Source organism: Vagococcus sp. AM17-17 (assembly GCF_003471765.1).
Lineage (GTDB): Bacteria > Bacillota > Bacilli > Lactobacillales > Vagococcaceae > Vagococcus > Vagococcus teuberi.
The window spans coordinates 1-911 of the sequence record NZ_QRJY01000044.1 but is presented as its reverse complement, the minus strand read 5'-3'; the positions used below and the strand labels follow the sequence as shown (position 1 = coordinate 911).

9 tRNA genes are annotated in these 911 nt (G+C 51.8%); all 9 read right to left on the bottom strand.

Annotated elements, in window-relative coordinates:
- Window positions 1-64: 64 nt before the first annotated feature.
- The 9 genes from DW196_RS11180 to DW196_RS11140 all read right to left on the bottom strand — a co-directional run bounded on the left by DW196_RS11180 (window position 65) and on the right by DW196_RS11140 (window position 849).
- Window positions 65-138 (bottom strand) — tRNA-Ile (locus DW196_RS11180).
- Between the two features lie 14 nt (window positions 139-152).
- Window positions 153-226, bottom strand: a tRNA-Met gene (locus DW196_RS11175).
- Window positions 227-263: 37 nt separating this feature from the next.
- Window positions 264-337 (bottom strand) — tRNA-Arg (locus DW196_RS11170).
- Window positions 338-345: 8 nt separating this feature from the next.
- Window positions 346-431, bottom strand: a tRNA-Leu gene (locus DW196_RS11165).
- A 13-nt stretch (window positions 432-444) separates the two neighbouring features.
- A tRNA-Gly gene (locus DW196_RS11160) sits at window positions 445-516 on the bottom strand.
- A 7-nt stretch (window positions 517-523) separates the two neighbouring features.
- Window positions 524-596, bottom strand: a tRNA-Thr gene (locus DW196_RS11155).
- A gap of 11 nt (window positions 597-607) precedes the next feature.
- Window positions 608-689 (bottom strand) — tRNA-Leu (locus DW196_RS11150).
- Window positions 690-694: 5 nt separating this feature from the next.
- Window positions 695-767 (bottom strand) — tRNA-Lys (locus tag DW196_RS11145).
- Window positions 768-776: 9 nt separating this feature from the next.
- Window positions 777-849, bottom strand: a tRNA-Val gene (locus DW196_RS11140).
- Between the last annotated feature and the right edge of the window lie 62 nt (window positions 850-911).

Genomic DNA, 911 nt, shown 5'->3' with positions numbered 1-911 from the left:
CCTGACGGTTTTCAAGACCGTTCCCTTCAGCCGGACTTGGGTAATCCTCCATATGAACTTACAATGGACCTTGTAGGACTCGAACCTACGACCGCCCGGTTATGAGCCGGGAGCTCTAACCAACTGAGCTAAAGGTCCAAAGGTCGTAATTATCGCGGCGGAGGGGATCGAACCCCCGACCTCCCGGGTATGAACCGGACGCTCTAGCCAGCTGAGCTACACCGCGAAAATAAAATGGTATTACTATTAATAATACAATCTAACGCGCCCAAGAGGAGTCGAACCCCTAACCTTCTGATCCGTAGTCAGACACTCTATCCAGTTGAGCTATGGGCGCTATTTTGATGCCGAGGACCGGAATCGAACCGGTACGGTGATCACTCACCGCAGGATTTTAAGTCCTGTGCGTCTGCCAGTTCCGCCACCCCGGCTAGAACTTATGAAAGCGGAAGACGGGGTTCGAACCCGCGACCCCCACCTTGGCAAGGTGATGTTCTACCACTGAACTACTTCCGCTTATAGATGCCGGCTAAAGGACTTGAACCCTCGACCCTCTGATTACAAATCAGATGCTCTACCAACTGAGCTAAGCCGGCACATATAATAATGCGGGTGAAGGGACTTGAACCCCCACGCCGTTAGGCGCTAGATCCTAAATCTAGTGCGTCTGCCAATTCCGCCACACCCGCATATATGACCCGTACTGGGCTCGAACCAGTGACCCTCTGATTAAAAGTCAGATGCTCTACCAACTGAGCTAACGAGTCTAAAACTTATGGAGGTTAACGGGATCGAACCGCTGACCCCCTGCTTGTAAGGCAGGTGCTCTCCCAGCTGAGCTAAACCTCCATCACTAAAAATATAAGCACGGCAACGTCCTACTCTCACAAAGGGAAACCCTTCACTACCCT